The organism is Ensifer sp. LC384 (assembly GCF_001695865.1).
GTDB lineage: Bacteria > Pseudomonadota > Alphaproteobacteria > Rhizobiales > Rhizobiaceae > Ensifer.
In genome coordinates, this window is the sequence record NZ_MBST01000039.1 from 13,099 (window position 1) to 34,684 (window position 21,586).

Consider the following 21,586-nt stretch of genomic DNA (forward strand, 5'->3'; position numbering starts at 1 on the left):
CTAAGCTGCCCCGCCAAAACGGTTCTCCACCAGTCCGGGGGCATCGACTTTCAGCGCATACAAGCTGCCGGCGAGCCGTTCCCCGGGTTTTGAGAGGATGCTGGCCGTCGTGACATAGAGCGTTTTCAGATCGGCGCCGCCGAAGGTGCAGGTCGTGATGTTGGTGACCGGCATGTCGATGATTTCCGCCACGGTGCCAGCGGGCGATATGCGCGCGATGCAGCCACCGCCGAAACGGCAGTTCCAAAGGAAACCATCGCTATCCATCGCCGAACCGTCCGGCGAACCGCGCGAGAAGTCGGCAAGGAAGGTCCGTTCGTTCGAGATCGATCCGTCCGCCATTGCGTAGTCGAAGGCATAAATCTCGTTGGCAAGCGTATCGGCGAAATAGAAGGTGCTGCTGTCGGGGCTCCAGCACAGCGTATTGGAAATGCCGAGCCCGTGCCGCCATTCGCTCACCGTTCCGTCCGGCGCGATGCGGTAGAGAATGCCCTCGCCTTCGGCCGCTTCGCCAAGTTCGCCGTCGGGCAGCACATTGTTCTTCATCGACCCGACCCAGAAGTTTCCCGCCGGATCCGCACGCCCATCATTCAGACGCACGCGCGGATAACCGGGCAAGCCGAAGCCATGATCCTCGCGCCGGTCGGTTTCCGGCCACCACCAGACCAGTTTTGAGGCAAGCGCCAGAAGGAGCCGCCCCGGCTCGTTGCTGAGGCAAACCGCCACCACCGGCTCGTCGAACATCCAGGACCGGACCGAACCGCTCGCCTCATCATACCGATGAACGAGGAAGCGGTTGATGTCGCTCCAGTAGAGCGCCTGCTCGGATGCCGACCAGACTGCACCCTCGCCGCATTTGTCGCCGACCGGGGCGACGCAGGTGACGGACCTCTTCATCCGCGCTCCTATTCGGCCGCAAGATCGTGGGCGAGGGATCGGGACGGTCCGAGGGCATGGGCGTTTTGCACCAACGCGCGCATGTACCCGAGCGCAAAGGCCTTGCCCGCATGCCATGAGGCGGCACAGGTCATGGCCGGCGTATGGTCGGGGATCATCACGCCCTGGTAATTCTCATCACGCAGGATGCGCACGATTTCGGCCATGTCGATATCGCCTTCGTCGACGAAGGTTTCGACGTAGCGCGGCATCTTGCCCTTCACATTGCGGAAATGGATGTAGCCGATGCGCCCCGAGCGCGCGAAACGACGAACATGCTCGTAGATATCGCCGCCGGGCATTTCCTGGAGCGAACCGAGGCACAGCTCCAGCCCGTTCGACGGAGAGTCGACGATCGACAGCAGCCGGTCGTACTTTTCCGGCCTGTTGACGAGGCGGGCGGTGCCACGCAGCACTTCGGCCGGCGGATCGTCCGGGTGGGCGCCGAGCATGACGCCGGCTTCCTCGGCGACCGGAACCACATCTCTCAGGAAGCGCGACAGGCGATCCCAGATCTCGGCGCTGCTGACCGAGACCGGTTGGGCGCCTGGCACGCCGCGCCGATACCGCATGTTCCAGACCATGCCGTCGGGGATGGGAGCGTCCGGATCGGGCACGGCGCCAGGAGCATCCTCGACGCCGAAGCCGACGGATTCTGCGCCGCCGCGGGCATATGGGCCGCGCGTCCAGCCATAGACGCCGGCGAGCGAGAAGTTGTAGCCGATGCAGGGCACGCCCGCGCGTCCGGCGTCGCGGATCAGTTGCTTCAGGGCCTCGATCTGCACATCGCGTTCCGGTCCATCGAGCAGGATGTCATGCCAGAAGCGTGGCGAAAAATTCTCGATCGCCGCAAGCTCGAGCCCGGCTGCGCGAACATCCTGAACCAGAGCCGACAGCTCCTCAAAGGTCCAAGGGCGGTCGCCCGAGCAATCGCCCCATCCGCCGTGGTCGCCGCTGTCGATCTTGGGATCCTTACCAGCGAAATAATTGGTCAGGTGCGCAACGATGTGGGTCGCTCCGGACTGGAGCGCGAAGCGGTAGTTGTCAGGCGTGAGCTGTTCACGATAGAGGCCAAGGCCGATCTTCATCTTGTTCTTTCCCTGTGCGATTATTTCACGCCGATGCCGGCAGTAAGCCCGCCGTCGATGCGGAAGTCCGATCCGGTGATAAAGCCGGCGCGATCGGATGCGAGATAGGCGACGAGTTCTGCGACTTCCTCCGGTTCGCCGATGCGGCCGATCGGATGGGCGGCGGCGAAGCGGGCGAAGGCCTCCTCCTCGCTGACGCCCTCGCCGCCATAGGTGCGCGCCGCAAGCGACAGGAGCGGCGTGCGCACGGAACCGGGGCTCACGGAATTCACCCGCACCCGGGCGTCGGCGTGGTCGAGCGCCATCGCACGGGTCAGCGCATGTATGGCGCCCTTGGTCGCGACGTAAGCCGCCACGTTCTGCTGGCAGCTATGGCCCTGGACCGAGGAAATGTTGACGATCGCTCCGCCGCCGCGCTTGGTCATCTCGGGGATGGCGAAGCGACCCGTCAGGTAGATCGAGCCGACGTTGACGGACAGGCACCGGTTCCAGACCTCGAAGCTGGTATCGAGCACGGTGCCAAAGGGATGAACGGCAGCGGCGTTGACGACGACATCAAGTCCACCATGTCGCGACACCACGTCCGCGACGGCCGCCGCCACATCAGCCTCGACTGACACGTCGACCAATCGCGACGCCATTGCCAGGCCGCCCTCGTTTGCGATCCGGTCGAACGTCTCGTTCGCCGCAGCGTCGTTGCCGCAGGCCAATACCTGGGCGCCGGCCGTAGCAAGCCTTATTGCCGATGCCAGCCCGATGCCGGAGGTTCCGGTGACCAGCGCCACTTTTCCTTGAAATTCAGTCATGATCGGCTCCGAATTTCCCTTAACGCACACGTTCCAGGACTTGGTTGAGAAGCACGGCGCCCAGGATGATCCCGCCACGCACGACGTACTGCCAGTATTCGCTGACATTCATCAGCGTCATGCCGTTGGAGATGCAGCCGAGAAACAGCACCCCGATCAGGGTTCCCCAGATGCGGCCCTTGCCGCCGAAAAGCGAGGTGCCGCCGATGATGACGGCCGCAATAACGTCAAGCTCCATACCGGTTGCGGTGGTGCCGGTACCAGCACCGATCTGCGACGCAATCAGCGTGCCCGAAATCGCGGTCAGCGCGCCGGTGAGGCCGAGCGTCAGCGCCTTGACCTTCCAGATGTCGATACCCGAGAGCCGTGCCGCTTCCATGTTGCCGCCGACGGCGTAAACCTCGCGGCCGAAGCTGGTGTATTTCATCAGGAAATGCATGGCGGCGAAGGTGAGCGCGAAAATGTAGACCGGAAAGGGAATGCCGAAGAGGTAGCCGCCACCGAGGAAATCGAAACCGGCCGGAAACGCCGACAGCGGAAATCCGCCGGTAATGAGGTTGGCGACCCCGCGAAGGGCGGCAAACAGCGCGAGCGTGGTAATGAAGGTCGGGACGTTGAACCATTGCCGGAAGCGGCCGGTGAGGTAGCCAAGCGAAAAGCCGACGGTGAGCGCGACGGCGAAGCCGAGGATAACCGCGTTCCAACCGCCGATCGTGTTCGTGCAGGCATCAGCGAACCAGGCGACGATACATCCGGCCAGGGCGACCCCGGCGCCGACCGAAAGATCGATCTCGCCCGAGATGATCACCGCCGTCATGCCGAAGGCGATGATCCCCAGCATCGCCACGGTGCGCAGCACATTGAGGATATTGGCGGTCGAGGCGAAGCCCGGCGCCATCAGGATCAGGAACAGGACCAGACCCGCCAGGATGATCTCCATCGGGTAGGTCTTGAGGAGGCGCAGCGATACGTTCTGTCCGCCGCCTTCGGCGGTTTGGCTGACAAGTGTCATTGGGAGGCCCCTTCCATGCATAGGCCGTAGAGTTGGGTAAGATCGATCCGGGTGGGGTCCACCTCCGCCACCACATTGCCGTGGTGCATCACCAGAATGCGGTCCGCCACTTCGAGGACCTCCTCGAGCTCGGTCGAAACGAAGATGCTCGCCAGGCCCTCGGAGGCCTTTTGCCAGATGATGTCGAAGATCTGCCGCTTGGCCTGGACGTCGACGCCGCGGCTCGGCTCGTCAAAGAACATCACCGAAGGAGCGGTGTTCAGCCATTTGCCGATCACCACCTTCTGCTGGTTGCCGCCCGACAGGGAAGACACCGGCAACTCCGGATCGCCGCACTTGATATGCAGGTCGGCAATCTGACGATCGATATGCGGCTGTTCCCAGCGACGCGAGATGAGCCCGCCCCGCGCAATGGGGCCGAGACTTGCCATGCAGAGATTGTCGGCGGTCGGTAGCGATTGCACGAGGCCGACCTCCTTGCGGTTCTCCGGCGTATAGCCGAGGCCGGCAGCACGCATCTGGCTCGGCGTGGCCCCCGTCATCGATCGCCCGGCAAAGTGAACCGTGCCCGCGTCGGTGCGGTCGGCTCCGAAGATCGCGCGCATAAGCTCGGTCCTGCCCGAGCCGAGCAGGCCGGCAATGCCGAGGATTTCGCCGCGATAGAGGTCGAAAGATACGTCGTTGAAGTGCCCCGCACGGGTCAGGCCGCGCACTTCAAGCAGCGGGTTCACCCGGTCGATCGTCTGGCGCGGCGGACGCGTCGTCCGGGCGGCGGCGCCGAACATCATGTCGACGATCTCCGAGGGCGAAGTCGCCCGCATCTCGACCGCGCCGATATAGTGGCCGTCGCGAATGACGGTGCAGGTGTCGGCGATCTCGAAAAGCTCGCTCATGCGATGCGTGATGTAGATCATCGTCACGCCGCGAGCCCGCAATCGCGCAATCAACGCGAAAAGCTGCTTGACCTCTTTCGAGGCGAGCGCCGATGTCGGTTCGTCAAGCAGCAGGATCGATGGGTTGAAGGACATCGCCTTGACGATCTCGACGACCTGCTGCTGCCCAACGCTGAGGGCTGAGACCGGCTGGCGGGAATCGATCGAAAGCCCCATGTCGGACAGAAGCTCGGTCGCGCGCCGATGCAAACCCTTCCAGTCGACGACACGCAAGCCGGCGCGCCTGAGGTGCGGCAGGCGACCAAGAAAGATGTTCTCGCCGACGGACAGTTCGGGGACCAGCGAGAGTTCCTGATGCACCGTCACGATGCCTGCATCGAACGCATCGTGCGGCGAGGTAAAGGCCTGGTCTCTTCCATTGACACTGATCGTGCCCGAGGTGGGTTCGGTCACGCCGGCGAGAAGCTTGATCAGCGTCGATTTGCCGGAGCCGTTCTTTCCCATCAGGGCATGAACCCGCCCCGGGGCAAAGTCATGGGTAAACTCCGACAGGGCAACCGTCGGGCCGTAACGTTTCGTGACGGATCGGAACTCGAGCCGCCCTTGGGCGGCATCTGTCCGGGGCTGAGAATAGGTCATCCGTGGTTCCCGGTTGGCGCAGCAAATGGTGGGCAGGGCCAACGGGCCCCGCCCGGGAGCCTCATTTCAGAGCCTTCAGGCCCTCCTTGTAGGCGGCCACGCCGCCGGCATTTGCGCGCGTCAGCGGAAGGACGGGAACATTGACCTTGGTCTCGAAGGTCTTGCCTTCCAGAAGCTTCTGCGCCGCTTCGATCGCCTGCTTGCCCACTTCGAGAGGCTGCTGCGCTGTCGTCGCCTGAAGCACGTTATCCTTGTCGAGAAGCATGTTGGCGAGCTGCTCGGAACCATCTGTGCCGAAAACGAAAACCTTGCCTTCAAGTCCCGCCTTCTTCACCGCCTGGACGGCGCCGATCGTGCCGCCTTCGTTAGCCGCGTAGATCACCTTGATATCCGGGTTGGCGGTCAGCATGTCGCTGGCAACGGCCAATGCCTTCTCGGCCAGCCAGGCATCCTGTTGCGCAACGATCTCGACCTGACTGGACACGACGTGAAGGAAACCTTCAACACGAGCGTTCGACTGTTCCGTCAAGAGCGCCTTGAAGGCGAGCGTCCCGATCTTGACCTTCTCGCCATTGCCGAGGGTTTTCAAAAACGGGGCGGCCGCCTCACCGGTGCCAATGCCGATATCCCGATCCGAGCTGGTCACCGTCGCCTGAGCGACGTCGCCATTGGCAGATGTGCCATAGGTGACCACGGTGATGCCGGCATCGCGCGCCTTCTTGAGCGCGGGAACCGATGCGTCGGCCGACAGCGGCGCGACCACGATCGAGTTGACGCCGCGCGCGATATAGGTGTCGATCAGCTGCGCTTCTTTTTCGAGCTTGCTGTCGCTGTTTCCGGCCAGCAGCTCGTCGCCGGCGGCTTCCGCCGCCTTCTCCATCCCGATCTGGATACCGCGGAAATACTGGTCCTGCTGGAAGACGATGCCGGCGATCGCCTTGCCGTCGGCAAGAACCGCGCTCGGTGTGAAGCTGGTGCTCACCAGAAGTGCTGCGAACGTCAGGACGTGGCGTTTTGCAATGATCATACTGGGTCTCCTCCCCCAAAGCCCTTGATCGTAGTGCCGGCCCCGCGGGCAAAGGGGCCGGTTCTGACTGAATGCTAAAAAACGATGCCGCCGCAGCCTAAGCCTTAGTCGCGGCGGCCTGTCCGCCGGTTGGTGCACCGACGAATTTGAGGCCGAATTCGAGATGGCGGCTCATGAGATAGGCGTAGGCAATTCGGTCGCGTGCTCTCAGCGCACCGATGATTTCGGCATGGGCCTCGTAGGTCGCCGACTGGACCGGCCGCTCCGCCTTACCGAGGCGCATGACTTCCTCGATGACCGTGCGCATCATCCGGTAAGCAGCAAGGGTCGTCCTGTTGCCTGACAAATCGACGATAGCCTCGTGGAATTCGTAGTCGTAACGGGCCGCTTCTTCCGCGTTCTCAGCCGTCCGGATGCGCGCATTGGTCGCCTCCAGCCTGTCGAGGTCGGCTTCGCTTGCATGAAGGATGATGTGGTCGCCGACGCCGGTCTCGATGATGCGGCGGAAGCCCTGAAGATCGCGGAAGGAATCGGGCGAAATGCCGTTGTGAAAGGCAAAAAGCCTACGGATCGCCTCGCCATGACCGCCACTGATGACGGCTCCAACCTTGGGGCGGGTTTCGACCAGGCCATAGGCCCGCAGAACCTGAAGCGCCTCTCGAACCGTGTTCCGCCCTGCCTGAAACTGTTCACCGAGATCGCGTTCGGTCGGTAGCGCGTCACCGATCCCGAGGCCGCGCTCGGCAATCAGATCCCTGATCTGCTCGACGAGCCTGTCGACCGCCGACGTCTTGCCGACTTCAGCTGGCTCGACACCTGTCGATTGCTCCGGTTTTGCCGAATTGTGCGCCACGCTCTCCTCCTGTGTGTGGCTATATTTGTTGGTCCAGATTTAACGACAAGTCAAGCTCAGCGTCAGCAATTTCATCATTCCGCCGATAAAATAGCGATTATAGCTTCTTTTCGCTTGAAATCTCTGTGATCGCTGCCCTTAATGCATCATCTGGTCCAACAATAAGATCATCGCGGAATAGCAGGAGCTTAAGAGATGAGGCTGATGGAAGATTGCTTTCGCTGGTATGGCCCGGATGATCCGGTGCCGCTCAGCCATATCCGGCAGGCGGGCGCGACGGGCATCGTCTCAGCGCTTCATCACATCTATGACGGCTCGCCCTGGTCCGACGATCAGATCCTGAAGCACAAGGCATTGATCGAGGCAGCGGGCCTGCGCTGGAGCGTCGTCGAGAGCATCCCGGTGCACAACTCGATCAAGCTGGCATCCTCAGGCAGCGCACGCTACATCGGCTGGTACAAGGACACGATGCGCGCGCTGGCGCGCTGCGGCATTCGCACGGTCTGCTACAATTTCATGCCGGTGGTCGACTGGACCCGCACAGAACTCATGCACCCCCTGCCGACCGGCGGGTACGCGCTACGCTTCGATGCCATCGATTTCGCCGCCTACGATCTCTTCGTGTTGAAACGGCCGCGTGTCGAGCAAAGCTATGCGCCCGCCGAGATCGAAACGGCACAAGCTCGCTTTACCACAATGGACTCAACGAAGATCGACCGTATCGAACGCAACCTGATTGCCGGCCTGCCGGCGTCGGAACGCAAGTTCGATCGCGCCGGCTTTCTCGGAGCGCTCGCGGAGTACGATGGCGTCGAAGCCGAGGACCTGCACGAAAACCTCGGCCGTTTCTTAAGCGAGATCGTGCCGGTTGCCGAGGAGATCGGGGTGAAACTCTGCATTCACCCGGATGATCCGGCCTTCCCGCTCTACGGTTTGCCGCGGATCGTATCCACGGCGGATGACGCGCGCCGCATCCTGGCGGCCGCCGACAGCCCCACCAATGGCCTGACCTTCTGCACCGGATCCTATGGCACCCGCGCCGAGAATGACCTGCCCGCCATGGTGCGCCAATTCGGCCCCCGCATCCATTTCGCCCATCTGCGCAATGTCCAGCGCGAAGCTGACGGGTCGTTTCATGAAGCCGATCATCTCGGCGGGTCGAGCGATATTCCGGCCGTCATTCTCGCCCTGTTGCAGGAGCAGGAACGCCGGCACGCTGAGGGACGCGACGACTGGCAGATCCCCGTTCGCCCCGACCACGGGCATCTGCTTGCCGACGACATCGGCAAGGAAAGGATCAACCCCGGCTACTCGCTCATCGGCCGCCTGAAGGGGCTGGCCGAGATCCGCGGCGTCATGCAGGGCATTGCAGCGGTCAGGGCCGCACAGAACGAACAGGTGACACGATGAAGACCTTTGAGGACGACGCCGAATTGTTCGCGGCGATGCGAAGCCGGCTCTTCACCGCCGTTGTCGGCGATATTCTTGATACCATGGGGCTGCAGCATCAGTTCCTGCCGCCCCGCATCCGCGCCCTGCGTGATGATATGGTGGCGGTCGGGCGTGCCATGCCGGTGCTTGAGGCGGATTTCTTTGCAACCGCTGGAACCGGCGGCCACGCCGAGATCAGCTCCAAGCCGTTCGGCCTGATGTTTCATGCGCTCGACAGCCTGAAACCCAACGAAATCTACGTATGCTCCGGCGCCTCGCCGCGTTACGCCGTCTGGGGCGAACTGATGTCGACGCGCGCGATCCAGCTGAAAGCCGCAGGCGCGATCTGCGACGGCTACTGCCGAGACGGCGGCGGCATTCTCGCTCTCGACTTTCCGACCTTCTGCTACGGATCCTATGCGCAGGACCAAGGACCTCGCGGCAAGGTCGTCGACTACGCGGTTCCGATTGAGATCGGCGGCATCCGAATCCGGCCCGGCGACGTTCTCTTCGGCGATCGCGACGGCGTTCTGGTCATTCCGCGCGAGGCGGAGAAGGAGGCGATCGCTCTGGCATTCGAAAAGGCCGAGACCGAAAACAAGGTTCGCCTCGCCATCGAAGCCGGCATGACTACGGTCGAGGCATTCGAGCGCTTCGGCGTCATGTAACCGCTCAACGTCAGGGATCGTTACGGCATACACCGTGTCCACGAAGACAAGGCGTGCGTGTATGCGAACCGTGCTGCGCGGCGCTCGCCACTTGGCAGAGCGAGCCTACCGAGTTCTGTGATGGTAGAAGAAACATCTGGTGGGCCGATATCCCCCGGGGCCCTGCTCGGCATGCAACGCAGACCATCACCAAAGGGCTCGAGGTGGACTTCGACCCGACAAGAGCAATGCCTGAGGCCCGTCGCTATGTGCGCGGCCTCAGGCCATTCAGCACCGTTTCGGATATCGTTCGAGCCGCCGCGTTGTAGTCGCTCGCTTTGAGTTGCCCCACCTGCAAGGCATCGCAGGCTAGGGCCTCGAACTCGGCGTAGAACTGCGTCGCCGACCACAGCATGATGAACAGATGTCTCGGGTCCACCGGCGCGAGTTTTCCGGCAGCTGTCCACGCGTTCAATACCTCCGCCTTCTCGGCGGTGACCTCCCGCATGTGCTGGCGGGCATCCGCCGGCAGATGTTCGGCACCTTGCAGGATCTCGTTGGCAAACAGGCGGGTCTCGGCGATGTTTCGCCGCGCATGCTCGAGCTTCGCCTTGATATAGGCCTCGATCGCCTCGGCCGGCTCCCGATCCGCCGAGATATGGCGGAACGCCTGGTCCCAGCTGTTGATCAGGTGAGCGATCGTTGCTTTGTAGATTTCCTCCTTGGAGGAGAAATAATAATAGACGTTTCCCTTCGGCAGGCCGGAAAGCTCGGCGATCTCGTTTATTCTGGTGCCATCCAGACCCTTGCGCGAGAATAGCTCCGTCGCCGCCTTCAATATCTTCAAAACGTTGCGCGCCCGTATACGCTCGTCCGCGTTGTCGGTCACGAGCTGCTTTCGCGATTTCTCAGCACTGGCCATTTTGCTGACGATCCATCCTTGTTGATCTCACAGGGTCACTAATCCCGGTCGACATTGCCGACGCCCTTCCGGCCGAACCATTGCAGCCCTTTCTAGCACAACTGGCGAGAGTGGACTCGAACGGTTCGGCCTATCACCCCTTAAAAAATAAGTTGACAATTTGGTCAACTTTTTTCATGAAGAAATTGACCGTTTGGTCAGGTTTTTCAGCCGACCACAAAACGGAACGCCTTGGGAGGGGGTGCGCATTGGCCATGCTGTTGAAAGACGCCATGAGGGAGTTCACGATCAACTGGTCGTTGGACCTCGACGCGAACTGGCGCGCGCTCATCGGCCAGGCGGAGCCCGATATCGATGCGATCGCAGCGGAGCTCGAACTCGAGGTCTGGGAGCCGATCTTTCCCGTGCGTCGCGGCAAGATCTTTCCCGGAATGCCGGCAGGCGCGCATTGCCTGCGCGCCTTCGACGCCATCTCGCCTGAAGATGTCCGGTGTGTCGTTCTCGGCCAGGATCCCTATCCCGAACCGGGCTTTGCCACAGGCCGCGCCTTCGAAACCGGCAATGTCGCGGCCTGGCACGAGCTCGACAAGATGTTCTCGAAGAGCATTCGCGCCTACATGCAGCTGATTGTGGCGGCGCGCACCGGCGATCAGAGCTACGCCCGCAGTTTCGACGATTGGCCGAAGACGCTTGCCGCGATGGCAAGCGGGCTGGTGGACATGGAGCCGCCCGCGGGTGTCGCCGATCGCTGGGTGGCCGATGGCGTCCTCCTGCTCAATGCCTCCCTGACGCTCACGCGTTTTCAGGTGTCGATCGATCCGCATCAATCGGCCGGGCACCTCAGGCTTTGGCGGCCCATCGTCAGGCAAGCGCTAAAGGCGCTCGCCGAGCGCGGGACACCGCTGGTTTTCATCGGCTTCGGCGATGCGGCGGCGGAAGCCCTTCTTGAGGTCGGGATCGATGAGCGCAGTGCCGGTCACCTGCGCTGCATCCTTCGTGATCACCCCGCCAGGGCCGAAGCGGTCCTCTCTCGGCCAAACCCGTTCATCCTTTGCAACGAATATCTGGAGGCGATGGGCGCAAAGCCCATTGCGTGGTAACCATGGCGGCTCACGATACCTACGACTTCATCATCATCGGCGCCGGTTCAGCCGGTTGCGTGCTGGCAAACCGGCTTTCGGCCGATCCATCGCACAAGGTTCTCTTGATCGAGGCCGGCGGCAGGGATGCCAACCCGCTCTTTCGCCTGCCGATGCTGATGGGAAAGCTCTTCCATTCCGGAATCTACAACTGGCACTACCACACGGAACCCGAGCCGTTTCTCAATGGCAGGTCGCTCTATTGGCCGCGCGGCAAGGTTCTCGGCGGCACCTCGACGATCAACGGCATGATCTATGTGCGCGGCAATCGCCACGACTATGACCGCTGGGCACAGATGGGATCGTCCGGTTGGTCCTATGACGAGGTTCTGCCGGCATTCCGGCGTTCGGAGGCGCATGTTCAGCGCCGCGACGAATACCACAATGGCGAGGGCGAGCTGACCGTCTGCCGCGCTCGCGGCTGGAACACGCTGCTTGACGTCTTCAACGAGGCCGGCGGACAGGCGGGGCATCCGCTCAACGACGACTTCAACGGCGCCGACCAGGAAGGCTTTGGCCGCTACGACTTCACGATCAGCAAAGGCAAGCGCTGCTCGACCGCCTATGCCTTCCTGCGTCCGGCAAAGAACCGCCGCAACCTGACGATCGTGACCCGGGCTCAGACACAACGGATCATTGTCGAGAACGGTCGCGCCGTCGGCGTCGAGTTCCGCCAGAAGAACGGAATTCGGCGGGTCCATGCGGATCGCCAGGTGATCCTTTCTGCCGGCGTCGTCAACTCGCCTCAGATCCTCATGCTGTCGGGCATCGGCCCGGCCGACGAGCTCGCCAAGTTCAACATCCGCAGCGTTCAGGACCTGCCGGGCGTCGGCAAGAACCTTCAGGACCATGTCGACTGCGTCATGGCCTATGAATGCCCGCAGCCGGTGACACTCTACTCGGATCTCAGAGCCGACAAGCTGACCTGGTCGGTCATCCAGGGCATGCTGTTCGGCAAGGGCATCGCGACAACATTTCCTTACGAGGCCGGCGCCTTCGTCAAGTCGCGATCGGACCTGACCGCCCCGGATATCCAGCTGCATTTCATGCCGGCGCTCGAAAAGACGGCCAATCTACACTTTCCAAATCCCTTCAAAAAGGTGCCCGTCGAGGCCAATCACGGGTTCTCGATCCGTGTCGGCCCGGTCAATCCGGAGAGCCGCGGCGAGATCACGCTGCGTTCCGACAATCCGATGGAGCCGCCGAAGATCAGCGCCAACTATCTGCAGACCGATTTCGACGTGCGCACCATGATCGATGCCATCCGCATGACCCGCGACATCATCAATCAGAAGGCCTTCGACAAATACCGCGGCCGGGAGCTTGCGCCGGGACCGACGGTCGACAGTGACGGCGACATGGTCAAATGGTTGCGGGCAAACGCCATGACGACATTCCATCCGGTCGGCACCTGCAAGATGGGCAACGACCCGATGGCTGTGGTCGACAACCGTCTCAAGGTTCGGGGGATCGACGGACTTCGCGTCGCCGACGCCTCGATCATGCCCATCATCTCCAGCGGCAACACCAACGCCCCCGCCATCATGATCGGCGAACGGGCCAGTGACTTCATTCTAACGGAGACCTCGCGATGATCGTCGAACACCGCACCTATACCTTCCGCCCCGGCACAGTCGACGGCTGGATGAAGAAGTACGAACAACAGGGGCTGCCGATCCAGAAGCGACACCTCAACCGCTTTCTCGGACTTTATGTCAGCGAAATCGGACATCTGCACACGACGGTGCTGATGTGGGGCTATGACAGCCTGGCTGACCGCGAGGCGCGCCGGGCCGCCATGTATGCCGATCCCGAGTGGCAGACGTTCATCTCCGGCGTGTGGGCGCTCGACGCCATCCAGAGCCAGGACGTGATGATCATGAATCCGGCGCCGTTTTCTCCCGGCGCCTGAGCACGCCGGGCGCGAGGTTCGCGCCCGTTTACGCAGAGAAGGTGGCGAATATGTCGCCTCTACAACGAAAAGAACCGGAAACCGGAACTCCAGAAGGAACATCGACATGACGAAAAAGATCACTGATGGGATGAGCCTGATCAATCGCGCGATCGATCGCCGCTTTTTCCTCAAGGCAACCGCCGGATTGGGCATGGCCAGCATGGCAAGCGGCTTGCTGGCCGCGGTCGCCCACGCCTCGGGAGGGCTCGTCGCCCTTGTGCATACGCAGGCTGCGGGAGACGCCGGCCCGGTCGATTCCATGATCGCCAGGCTGAAGCAGCTCTCTGATGAAAAAGGGTTCGAATACCGCGCCGTCTATGCGCAGGATCCCGCAACCTACGAAACGATATTTCGCACGCTCGGTGACGCCGGCGCAGCCGTGATCGTCTCGACCTTCAACGAAGTCGCCGAGCCGTTCAAGGCGCTGGCGCCATCCTACCCCAACACCAAATGGGTACAGCTGTTTGCCGATCCCTTCGAGCCGGCCATTCCGAACGTGGTCACGGTTTCCTACGACTACTATCTCGGCTGCTATCTCTCGGGCATCTTTGCCGCCCGGATGAGCAAATCCGGCAAGCTCGGCTTCATCGGCGGTGTTTCGATCCCGCCGATCAACGCGGATTTCAATGCGTTCAAGGCCGGCGTCCTTTCTGTCCGACCGGACGCGACCGTCACATCGGCATTCGCGGGCTCCTTCCAGGACCCTGCAAAGGGCCAGGAAATCGCCACGCAGATGTTCAGCAGCGGCATCGACTTCATCCAGACCGATGCCGCGGCCACCGATTTCGGCATCATCGCGGCCGCCAATGAAGTACCTGGCCGGCTCGTCAGCGTGCTCGATCCGGCGCAGTTTCCCAAAGGTCCGCAATCCGTGATTTCAATCGTCGGCCTGGATTTCGGAACGTCGCTCTACAACGAAGTGAGCAAGGCACTGGGGTCTGGCTGGGCCGGTGGTACGCACGAGCATACCGGGCTCGGCACCGGCGTGATCGACTTCATCCGCTCTCCCATCTTCAAGGAGCAAGGGCCGGCAGAAATCGTCTCTGCCGCGAAGGCGACAGAGGCGGAAATCGACGCGGCGCGAGCTGCGATTCTCGACGGATCGCTGAAGGTCGAATTCAATACCAAGCTCTAAGATACCCGAGCTGAACGGATCATGCTGCGATGATGGAAGACAGATCCCCCATATTTGAGTGCCGGGATGTCACCGTGCGCTACGGTGACATTACGGCACTTGCCGATGTCGGCGTGACGTTCGAGCGCGGCATGATCCACGCCGTCGTCGGCCAGAACGGCGCGGGCAAGACAACCTTTGCCCGCGTTCTGGCCGGCCTCGTCCGGCCGGCGGCCGGCAGCCTCAAGTTCAGCGGCCGGTCGCATGCCGGCGGCAGCGTCAACGATGCCCGCAAGGCCGGCGTCGAACTCGTGCACCAGAGCTTCGCGCTACCGCCATCCTTTACCGTGGCCGAAGCAATGCAGTTCGGCGCCGAAGGGGGCAGCCTGTTTACCCGGTCTGCCCTTGAACGCCGCTGGCAACCGCATCTCGACAGCCTCGACGTCAAGGTGAAGGCGCGCCAGCGCATTCGCGACCTGCCCGTCGAGATCCACCAGGGCGTGGAGATCGCCCGCGCGCTCGTGTCGGAGGCAAAACTCCTCATTCTCGACGAGCCGACTGCCGTGCTCTCGCCGGAAGGCACCGAAAAGCTCTTCGAGCGAATAAGGCGGCTCAAGGCGCGCGGCGTAACGGTCATCCTGATCCTGCACAAGATCAGGGAGGTGCTTGCCATTGCCGATACCGTCACGGTGCTGCGCGGCGGCCGCCTCGTCGATGGCCCGCTTGATTGCACTGAAATCGATGCGGACAGGCTTGCCGAGCTCATCATCGGTCCGGCGGCCACACGCGGCCTCAATGCCGACGACAAGGCGGCCCTTACCGGCTCTGCAACCGTCGCCCATGCGCACATCGAGACATCTTCCGCCCGGAAAAACTCGGTTCTGGAAATGCGTGCTGTCTCGACCCGGGCCGATACGGAAGGTCCGACGCTCGACAACGTCGACCTCACGATCTCGGCCGGTGAGATCATTGGTGTCGCGGGCGTCGAAGGCAACGGCCAAAGGACGCTGGTGCGGGCAATCTCCGCACTCGTCGACGTTGTCGACGGCAAGCTTGCCATCGGTGGCGACGACATCACCGGCAAGCAGCTGGCAGCAAGACGGGCCGCCGGTCTGCGCATCATTCCCTTCGAGCGAAACGTCGAGGGCCTCAGCCTTTCAAGCTCGCTTTGGGAGAACTGGTCGGCGCGCAGCCTGCTGCAGATGCCGCTTCTCGCCGCCATCAATCCGATGACGATGCAAAAGCGTTGCGCGGCGGCGTTGAACCGGTGGGACGTGCGCTATGCCAACGTTACCCAGCGTGCCGGCTCGCTTTCGGGCGGCAATGCGCAAAAGGTAATTCTCTCGCGCGAGATGGACGAGGACGCCCGGCTGATCCTTGCCGCACAGCCGACCCGCGGCCTGGATATCGGCGCAACCTCCTTCGTCTGGGATGCCATGCGCGACGCGAAGGCGCGCGGCTGCGGTCTCCTGTTCATCTCGTCCGACCTCGATGAAATCTTCGACATATCCGACCGTGTGGTCGTCATGCTCTCCGGTCGGATCGTCGCTGAATTTCGCCCGCCCTATGATATTTCCGCTGTCGGCGCTGCCATGACGGGAGTCCTGAAATGACCGAACGTCTCGTCTCGGTGCTGCGCGCCGTAATCTTCGTGCTGCTTGGCCTTGCGCTTTGCGGCATCATGTTCCAGCTCGCGGGCTACTCCGCTCCGCTGATGTTTCAGGCCATCGCTGACGGCGCGTTCCTCCGAGCAGGCGCGCTGCAGCAGGCCCTGCGATGGAGCCTGCCGCTGTTCATAACTGCCACGGGCGTCGCGCTTTCGTTCAGGGCCGGCTACTTCAACATCGGCGCGCAAGGCCAGTTCTACATCGGCGCCGTGTCGGCAGCCTTCATGGCCGAGTGGTTGAATGGCGCCCCCGCGGCGATCGTCATCCCGGCCTGCATCGCCAGCGGCATGCTCGGTGGTGCTGCCTGGGCGCTCTGGCCGGGCCTGTTGAGGCTGAAGTCGGGGGCCGATGAAGTCATCACGACGCTGATGGGCAACTTCCTTGCCGGCCTCGTCCTGCTCTATGTAACCGCCGGCCCGCTGAAGGATCCCTCCGGTTCCGGCCAACAGGCTTCGAGCCGCCCGCTCGACGCCGCCTATCGCATCAGCGATTCCATGGGGCTGTCGCCGACGATCGTGGCGATCGTCGCTGTTGTCGGCGTCGCGATCTGGCTGCTTATCAACCGCACAACATTCGGCGTCCTGTCGGGTCTCGCCGGCCGCAACCCGACGATGGTGGAATGGCAGGGCGCCCGCACCTGGCGGATTGGCCTTGCCAGCTTCCTCATTAGCGGCGCCTTGGCGGGGCTTGCCGGCACCGTTGAGCTGATGGGCCCGAACGGGCGGTTGACCGGCGGGTTCCTGCCCGGGCACGGCTTCACCGCGATCCTGATCGCCCTCGTTGCCAATTTCTCGGTGGTTGGCACCGCATTTGTCGCCCTGTTCTTCGGCGGCCTGGCGTCGGCCGCACTTTACCTGCCCATCATGGCGGGTCTGCCTTCGGCCGCCATCGATGTCATCAATGCCGCCATCGCACTCTTCATCACGGCCAAGTCCAGTCTGATCGACCGGATCGCAAAACTTAAGGGACGGACATGGAAGACATCGTGATCGCCATCCTGCGGTCGGCAACGCCGCTCGTCTACGTCACCCTTGCCGGCGTCATCGCCCAGCGCGCGGGCATCTGGCATCTCGGTCTTGAAGGGCTGATGATATCAGGCGCGTGCGCAACCGTGCTCGGCATCGTCCTGACCGGTTCTATCTGGGCAGCGCTCTTTTGGGCTATCGCCGTCTGCGTCGCGGGCTCGGTATTGTTCTGGTTCGTCGTCGAGAAGCTGCGCGCCAACCAGATCATCGCCGGCCTCGGCCTCACGGGCCTGGGGCTTGGCGGCACGACGCTCGCCGTCCAGTCGATCTTCGGAACGCAGGCCGCCGTCAGCGCGCCATTCGGCCTGCCTCGACTGGGACCCGCCTTCGGCGCCTATGGCTCACTCTCTATCCTCGTGCTGCTGATGCCCGTCCTGGTGCTGGCGGTCTGGGTGATGCTTCGACGCACCCGCTTCGGTCTTCGGCTGGCAGCCTCTGGCGAACACCCGTTTGCCGCGCGTGGCGTCGGCGTGAACCCATCGGCCATGCGCCTCGCCGCACTTGTCATGGGCGGCGCCCTTTGCGCTCTGGCGGGTGCCGAGCTTGCCACCGGCAGCCTGCAGATCTTCGCGCAGAACATGACCGCCGGCCGTGGCTTCATGGGGTTCGCTGCCGTCATCTTCGGCGCCGGTCACCCGATCGGCGCGACGCTTGCTGCGCTGTTCTTTGCGATCGTCGGCGCGATCGGCATCAAGGCCCAGCTGATTTTTGGCGACCGCATCCCCCACGACCTTCTCTTGGGCCTTCCCTATATCGCGACCGTGCTTGGCATCTGGGTGAGCACCAAGCTGCGAGGCGGGACCAAAGCCGCAAACGGCTTCGCCGAACTGCGCAACGAGTGACAAATGGCATACCCTGATCAACCTATCGCCAGGAGCCGTCAATGAACCAGACTGTGATACGCAAGGCGACCCTGCTGACGATGGAGGGTACGAACGGATGCAAACCCTTCGAAGCCGATCTCCTGATCGAAGGGGGCCGGATCGCCGCCATCGGCGAAAACGTCGCCGCCGGATCCGACGCCGAGGTGATCGACGGTCGCAATCGACTGGTCATGCCGGGCCTGATCAACGCGCATACGCATTCGAGCGAGACTTTCTTTCGCGGCCGCTATGAAGGCATGCCGCTCGAGGTCTGGCTCCTCTATGCCTATCCCCTGCTCATGGGCCCGGTGATCGACGAACGTCTTCTCTACCTCCGCAGCCTGCTGCTGGCGATGGATTCGCTGCGCAACGGCGTGACGACCATCTGCGACGATTTTTTCGATCCGCCCGCCCACGATCTCTCGCGTCTCGGCGCCGCATTTCGCGCTTACGAACAGGCCGGCATCCGCGCCAACGTCTCGAGCGCCGTCATGAACGTGCATACACTCGATGCTTTGCCCTATGCCCGTGAGATCATGCCGAAGGCGCTGCAGGACAAGCTCGATTTCGGCCCGCCCTTGCCGGCCCGCGATTACATCGATTATTGCCGATCCGCATTCGCCTCGCTGCACGGAAAGCCCGGGCGGTTGCGTTTCATGATCGCGCCCTCGGCGCCACAGCGATGCACGCCGGACATGCTTGCCGCCTGCCACGATCTCGCAATCGAAATGGGCGTTCCGCTCCACACCCATGTGCTGGAGACCAAGACGCAGGCCGTAACCGGCCCGGAATTCTACGGAAAGAGCCTGATTGCCTACATGCATGAGCTGGGCGTGCTGTCGCGCAACACCACCATTGCGCACTCCGTGTGGGTGAGCGACGCCGACATCGCGTTGATGGGCGCGGCAGGTTGCTCCATTGCCCACAATGCCGTGTCCAACCAGAAACTCGGCGCAGGCATCGCACCAATCCGAAAACTGCTCGCTGCCGGTGTGGTTGTCGGGCTTGGCACCGATGGCGTTTCTTCAAACGACACTGCCCGCATCTTCGACGTCATGCGAGCGGCGGCGCTCATTCACAGCACATCGGGCCCCGATTATGAGCGTTGGATCAAGGCGGAAGAGATCCTCGCCATGGCGACGATCGGCGGCGCGCGCAGCGCCATGCTCGAACAGCGCACCGGCTCATTGGCTGCGGGCAAGGCGGCCGATCTATTGATCCTCAACCTTAACACGCTCAATTTCTTTCCGCTCAACGACATTCCGAAGCAACTGGTATTTTCCGAAAACGGATCATCCATCGAGACCGTCATGGTTGATGGTGAGATCGTCGTTCAGGACGGCCGCCTCCAGACCGTCAACGAAGACGATGTGCTCGCCGAGATCCGCGAGCGCGTTCCCGCGCATCTCGCAGCGCATGCGGAACTGGAAAAACTCAACACGATTTTCCACGTTTCGATGGCGGAGATCCATCGCCGCGCGACCGCGCAGCCGATCGGTTTCGACCGTTACGCCGGAGACGCAATGCGTTGATCGCCGCTCGCACTCGGTGCGCGCCGGCCAGATCTTCGACTTCTTCGCCGGCGAAACGCTGCGACTGGCCGGTGAGGCGTCGGCAGACAACAATCAGTGCTAGCTACTGTCAGGATGACGCGATCAACTGACCGAGTGAGGTCAACCCCTTGTTGATGCCCTCCGTCGCGCCCACCTTGAAGTCGATCGGTAAAAGGTAGGTCTCGAGCAAGAATGATTGATTTCCCCTATCGAGAAATGCCAAATCCGGCAGATTGACGTGTTCCCGCGAAGACAAGGTTGAATTTCATGACCGAGAAATCCCCCGCCGACAATTTCCCCGCCGGCTATGTACCCCCCAAGGTCTGGTCCTGGGACAAGGGCAATGGCGGCGCGTTCGCCAGTATCAACCGCCCCATCGCCGGCCCGACCCACGAGAATGCGCTTCCCGTCGGCAAGCATCCGCTGCAGCTCTATTCGCTCGCCACACCCAATGGCGTGAAGGTCACGATCATGCTGGAAGAGCTTCTGGCCGCCGGCCATTCGGGCGCCGAATACGATGCCTGGCCGATTCGCATCGGCGATGGCGACCAATTCGGTTCCGGCTTCGTCGACGTCAATCCGAATTCCAAGATCCCGGCACTGATGGACCATGGGCCGAAGGGCGGTGGAAAGCCGGTCCGCGTCTTCGAATCTGCTTCCATTCTGCTTTATCTCGCGGAAAAATTCGGTGCGTTCCTGCCAGCCGAGCTTCGCGCCCGCACGGAAACCTTCAACTGGCTGTTCTGGCAGATGGGCTCCGCCCCCTTCCTCGGCGGCGGCTTCGGGCATTTCTATGCCTATGCGCCGATGCACATCAAATACGCCATCGATCGCTATGCCATGGAGGTGAAGCGCCAGCTCGACGTGCTCGATCGCCATCTCGAAGGCAATCGGTTCATGGCCGGTTCCGAATACACCATCGCCGACATGGCCATCTGGCCCTGGTACGGTAACCTGGCACTCAATCAGGCCTATGGCGATGCCGGCAATTTCCTCGATGTCCAGAGCTACAGGCACGTCCAGCGCTGGACGGCCGAAATCGCCGCCCGTCCGGCGGTCAAGCGCGGCCGTATGGTCAACCGGCTAAACGGCGACCCGTCCGAGCAATTGCACGAACGCCACGACGCCTCCGACTTCGATACGAAGACGCAGGACAAGATCGCTCAGAAAGAGATCGCGTAAGGAGGGTGGAATGGCCAAGCTGCCTGATATGACGAAACACCGGGGTTTTCCCTACGCCATGCCGGGTACCGGCATCCAGTTCGTTATCCGTCGCGCCAATCCAAAAGGGGCAACGCCGATCAAGGCATTGCCGCGCCATGCCCGGCCGGGCTCGGGCGCGCACCGCATCGACGCGGCATTTCTCCACGCCCTTTGGCACCATTTCGGCGCGGGACCGTTCGAGCGTGGCAATCTTGACGCCGCCCGCCTCAATCTCCTGTTCGGCCGCGAGGTCGTGGCTGCTGAGAAGGACTTCGACCCGCTGTCCTATGAAGCCTTGCTCGTCATCAACGAAAGGCTCGCCCGCCAGAATTTCCCGGAATCGTTCGAGGACGTCTTTGAGGTATGAAGGCGGTGGGCCAGACCAACTGGCCCATCGACCGTTGACTTGTCTTGAGACCATGACGTCGACGTCATCTGAAAAGCTGATCAGGCCCCGGTCAAACATCCAGTGAGCGGTTCCCGAAAGGGCAGTTCCATTGGCAAGAATGTCAGAGACCGCGCGCGTCGCAACGCGCAGCTGGCGGGTGCGCTGCCGCACCCGCGCCTCTGGAAGGTCTACGGCCGTTTCGGGCTGCCGCTACGCAGACAGGCTCTTGAACTCGGAGAGGATGGCTTCGCCCATCTCGACCGTTCCGACCTGGCGTGCGCCTGCGGCCATGATGTCGCCGGTGCGGATGCCCTTGTCGAGCACGGTGGCGATCGCCTTCTCCAGGTTGTCGGCGTCCTTGACCAGGTTGAAGGAGTAGCGCAGGCACATGGCAAAGGAGGCGATCATGGCGATCGGGTTGGCGAT

General features: G+C 62.4%; 21 protein-coding genes and 1 pseudogene. 12 read left to right on the forward strand and 10 right to left on the reverse strand.

The window, feature by feature from the left end:
- From BC363_RS24395 to BC363_RS24425, 7 genes are all read right to left on the reverse strand, one after another.
- Positions 1 to 897 (reverse strand): SMP-30/gluconolactonase/LRE family protein, encoded by an 897-nt coding sequence (locus BC363_RS24395; RefSeq protein ID WP_065785542.1) that lies wholly within the window; start codon positions 895 to 897, stop codon positions 1 to 3.
- A gap of 8 nt (positions 898 to 905) precedes the next feature.
- Positions 906 to 2,024, reverse strand: a complete 1,119-nt coding sequence (locus BC363_RS24400; RefSeq protein WP_065785543.1) for a mannonate dehydratase — start codon at positions 2,022 to 2,024, stop codon at positions 906 to 908.
- 20 nt (positions 2,025 to 2,044) lie between these two features.
- Positions 2,045 to 2,830, reverse strand: coding sequence for an SDR family oxidoreductase (locus tag BC363_RS24405; protein WP_065785544.1), 786 nt, complete (start codon positions 2,828 to 2,830; stop codon positions 2,045 to 2,047).
- 19 nt (positions 2,831 to 2,849) lie between these two features.
- Positions 2,850 to 3,842, reverse strand: a complete 993-nt coding sequence (locus BC363_RS24410) for an ABC transporter permease (RefSeq protein WP_065785545.1) — start codon at positions 3,840 to 3,842, stop codon at positions 2,850 to 2,852.
- Positions 3,839 to 5,374 carry a sugar ABC transporter ATP-binding protein gene (locus BC363_RS24415; protein ID WP_065785546.1) on the reverse strand — a complete coding sequence of 512 codons (1,536 nt, stop codon included), beginning with the start codon at positions 5,372 to 5,374 and terminating at the stop codon, positions 3,839 to 3,841. Before BC363_RS24415 ends, BC363_RS24410 begins: the two co-directional genes overlap by 4 nt.
- 61 nt (positions 5,375 to 5,435) lie before the next feature.
- Positions 5,436 to 6,401: a substrate-binding domain-containing protein gene (locus tag BC363_RS24420; protein ID WP_065785547.1), complete on the reverse strand. Its 966-nt coding sequence runs from the start codon at positions 6,399 to 6,401 to the stop codon at positions 5,436 to 5,438.
- 97 nt (positions 6,402 to 6,498) lie between these two features.
- Entirely contained in the window at positions 6,499 to 7,254 is a 756-nt protein-coding gene (locus tag BC363_RS24425) for a FadR/GntR family transcriptional regulator (RefSeq protein ID WP_065785548.1), read from the reverse strand.
- A 204-nt stretch (positions 7,255 to 7,458) separates the two neighbouring features.
- On the opposite strand from BC363_RS24425, the gene uxuA reads away from it, so the two are divergent.
- Entirely contained in the window at positions 7,459 to 8,664 is a 1,206-nt protein-coding gene (gene uxuA / locus BC363_RS24430) for a mannonate dehydratase (RefSeq protein ID WP_065785561.1), read from the forward strand.
- Positions 8,661 to 9,353, forward strand: coding sequence for an RraA family protein (locus BC363_RS24435; RefSeq protein ID WP_065785549.1), 693 nt, complete (start codon positions 8,661 to 8,663; stop codon positions 9,351 to 9,353). The genes uxuA and BC363_RS24435 overlap by 4 nt, the downstream gene beginning before the upstream one ends.
- Before the next feature lie 244 nt (positions 9,354 to 9,597).
- On the opposite strand, the gene BC363_RS24440 is transcribed toward BC363_RS24435, so the two are convergent.
- Entirely contained in the window at positions 9,598 to 10,221 is a 624-nt protein-coding gene (locus BC363_RS24440; protein WP_244519943.1) for a TetR/AcrR family transcriptional regulator, read from the reverse strand.
- Between the two features lie 305 nt (positions 10,222 to 10,526).
- Here BC363_RS24440 and BC363_RS24445 point away from each other — a divergent pair, with 305 nt between their 5' ends.
- The 10 genes from BC363_RS24445 (at position 10,527) to BC363_RS24490 (ending at position 21,139) form a co-directional block, all read left to right on the forward strand.
- Positions 10,527 to 11,354: a uracil-DNA glycosylase gene (locus tag BC363_RS24445; protein ID WP_065785562.1), complete on the forward strand. Its 828-nt coding sequence runs from the start codon at positions 10,527 to 10,529 to the stop codon at positions 11,352 to 11,354.
- Between the two features lie 2 nt (positions 11,355 to 11,356).
- On the forward strand, positions 11,357 to 12,988 hold the full coding sequence (locus BC363_RS24450) for a choline dehydrogenase (protein ID WP_065785551.1): 1,632 nt from the start codon (positions 11,357 to 11,359) through the stop codon (positions 12,986 to 12,988).
- Positions 12,985 to 13,305, forward strand: a complete 321-nt coding sequence (locus BC363_RS24455; RefSeq protein WP_065785552.1) for an NIPSNAP family protein — start codon at positions 12,985 to 12,987, stop codon at positions 13,303 to 13,305. The genes BC363_RS24450 and BC363_RS24455 overlap by 4 nt, the downstream gene beginning before the upstream one ends.
- 151 nt (positions 13,306 to 13,456) lie before the next feature.
- Positions 13,457 to 14,482 (forward strand): BMP family ABC transporter substrate-binding protein, encoded by a 1,026-nt coding sequence (locus BC363_RS24460; RefSeq protein ID WP_065785563.1) that lies wholly within the window; start codon positions 13,457 to 13,459, stop codon positions 14,480 to 14,482.
- 74 nt (positions 14,483 to 14,556) lie between these two features.
- Positions 14,557 to 16,074 (forward strand): ATP-binding cassette domain-containing protein, encoded by a 1,518-nt coding sequence (locus BC363_RS24465; protein ID WP_244519944.1) that lies wholly within the window; start codon positions 14,557 to 14,559, stop codon positions 16,072 to 16,074.
- Entirely contained in the window at positions 16,071 to 17,117 is a 1,047-nt protein-coding gene (locus BC363_RS24470; RefSeq protein ID WP_065785554.1) for an ABC transporter permease, read from the forward strand. The genes BC363_RS24465 and BC363_RS24470 overlap by 4 nt, the downstream gene beginning before the upstream one ends.
- Positions 17,102 to 17,995, forward strand: coding sequence for an ABC transporter permease (locus tag BC363_RS24475; RefSeq protein ID WP_065785555.1), 894 nt, complete (start codon positions 17,102 to 17,104; stop codon positions 17,993 to 17,995). Before BC363_RS24470 ends, BC363_RS24475 begins: the two co-directional genes overlap by 16 nt.
- A gap of 41 nt (positions 17,996 to 18,036) precedes the next feature.
- Positions 18,037 to 19,548, forward strand: coding sequence for an amidohydrolase (locus BC363_RS24480; RefSeq protein ID WP_065785556.1), 1,512 nt, complete (start codon positions 18,037 to 18,039; stop codon positions 19,546 to 19,548).
- Positions 19,549 to 19,836: 288 nt separating this feature from the next.
- Positions 19,837 to 20,751 carry a glutathione-dependent disulfide-bond oxidoreductase gene (yghU, locus tag BC363_RS24485; RefSeq protein WP_065785564.1) on the forward strand — a complete coding sequence of 305 codons (915 nt, stop codon included), beginning with the start codon at positions 19,837 to 19,839 and terminating at the stop codon, positions 20,749 to 20,751.
- A gap of 10 nt (positions 20,752 to 20,761) precedes the next feature.
- Positions 20,762 to 21,139, forward strand: a complete 378-nt coding sequence (locus tag BC363_RS24490; protein WP_065785557.1) for a hypothetical protein — start codon at positions 20,762 to 20,764, stop codon at positions 21,137 to 21,139.
- A gap of 33 nt (positions 21,140 to 21,172) precedes the next feature.
- Here BC363_RS24490 and BC363_RS36065 read toward each other — a convergent pair.
- Positions 21,173 to 21,283 (reverse strand): annotated as a pseudogene (locus BC363_RS36065) (HNH endonuclease); the annotation flags it as partial.
- A gap of 87 nt (positions 21,284 to 21,370) precedes the next feature.
- A partial coding sequence (locus BC363_RS24495) for an isocitrate/isopropylmalate family dehydrogenase (RefSeq protein WP_244512704.1) occupies positions 21,371 to 21,586 on the reverse strand: 216 nt, incomplete at its 5' end.

Bases quoted from the DNA above. Each gene is read 5' to 3' on its own strand.
- BC363_RS24395 (WP_065785542.1), bottom strand. From the start codon at position 897: ATGAAGAGGTCCGTCACCTGCGTCGCCCCGGTCGGCGACAAATGCGGC.
- BC363_RS24400 (WP_065785543.1), bottom strand. From the start codon at position 2,024: ATGAAGATCGGCCTTGGCCTCTATCGTGAACAGCTCACGCCTGACAAC.
- BC363_RS24405 (WP_065785544.1), bottom strand. From the start codon at position 2,830: ATGACTGAATTTCAAGGAAAAGTGGCGCTGGTCACCGGAACCTCCGGC.
- BC363_RS24410 (WP_065785545.1), bottom strand. From the start codon at position 3,842: ATGACACTTGTCAGCCAAACCGCCGAAGGCGGCGGACAGAACGTATCG.
- BC363_RS24415 (WP_065785546.1), bottom strand. From the start codon at position 5,374: ATGACCTATTCTCAGCCCCGGACAGATGCCGCCCAAGGGCGGCTCGAG.
- BC363_RS24420 (WP_065785547.1), bottom strand. From the start codon at position 6,401: ATGATCATTGCAAAACGCCACGTCCTGACGTTCGCAGCACTTCTGGTG.
- uxuA (WP_065785561.1), top strand. From the start codon at position 7,459: ATGGAAGATTGCTTTCGCTGGTATGGCCCGGATGATCCGGTGCCGCTC.
- BC363_RS24435 (WP_065785549.1), top strand. From the start codon at position 8,661: ATGAAGACCTTTGAGGACGACGCCGAATTGTTCGCGGCGATGCGAAGC.
- BC363_RS24445 (WP_065785562.1), top strand. From the start codon at position 10,527: ATGAGGGAGTTCACGATCAACTGGTCGTTGGACCTCGACGCGAACTGG.
- BC363_RS24450 (WP_065785551.1), top strand. From the start codon at position 11,357: ATGGCGGCTCACGATACCTACGACTTCATCATCATCGGCGCCGGTTCA.
- BC363_RS24455 (WP_065785552.1), top strand. From the start codon at position 12,985: ATGATCGTCGAACACCGCACCTATACCTTCCGCCCCGGCACAGTCGAC.
- BC363_RS24470 (WP_065785554.1), top strand. From the start codon at position 16,071: ATGACCGAACGTCTCGTCTCGGTGCTGCGCGCCGTAATCTTCGTGCTG.
- BC363_RS24475 (WP_065785555.1), top strand. From the start codon at position 17,102: ATGGAAGACATCGTGATCGCCATCCTGCGGTCGGCAACGCCGCTCGTC.
- BC363_RS24480 (WP_065785556.1), top strand. From the start codon at position 18,037: ATGAACCAGACTGTGATACGCAAGGCGACCCTGCTGACGATGGAGGGT.
- yghU (WP_065785564.1), top strand. From the start codon at position 19,837: ATGACCGAGAAATCCCCCGCCGACAATTTCCCCGCCGGCTATGTACCC.
- BC363_RS24490 (WP_065785557.1), top strand. From the start codon at position 20,762: ATGGCCAAGCTGCCTGATATGACGAAACACCGGGGTTTTCCCTACGCC.